The 573-nt window shown below is 47.6% G+C and carries 1 protein-coding gene; it reads left to right on the forward strand.

Annotated features, from left to right (window positions below; translation table 11 throughout):
* A partial coding sequence (locus R7093_RS27000) for an aminotransferase class V-fold PLP-dependent enzyme (RefSeq protein ID WP_318147247.1) occupies positions 1–485 on the forward strand: 485 nt, incomplete at its 5' end.
* Positions 486–573 lie beyond the last annotated feature (88 nt).

Here is a 573-nt window from a genome sequence, read left to right on the forward strand (position 1 = left end):
CGGCTGCTATCGAAAAAATTCAATCGCGCACTACGCCAGTTCAAAGTTGGTTCCTCGCTCAAAGCTTAGTGTTGGGGTACTGGAGTGGGGAAGGTAAGCGTAGCTACCATCACACAGCTCCAGTGAATAGCCTATATGCATTGCATGAAGCGCTGCTTGTGTTGCAGAACGAGGGGCTTGAGAACGCGTGGGCTCGCCATCAATTGATGCATGAGAAGTTGAAAGATGGTCTTCAGAAACTGGGTTTTGAATTTGTAGTGGAAGAATCTTACCGTTTACCTCAATTGAACGCGATTTATGTGCCGGAAGGGATCGATGAAGCGAAAGTTCGCGCGCATCTACTTGAAACTTACAACCTTGAAATTGGTGCAGGGCTAGGTGCGTTAGCTGGCAAAGCATGGCGTATTGGATTGATGGGATACGGTGCTCGCGCGGAAAATGTCGCGCTGTGCTTGAAGGCTCTGGAAGAGTCTTTAACTGAGTAAGAGTTGCGCATTAGAGCGTCTCAAGAGCTTGGAACTCTATTACTCATAACCAACAGGGCCTAAAATCCATTGGGCTGAAAGCAAAAAA

The organism is Vibrio sp. 1580, from assembly GCF_033340055.1.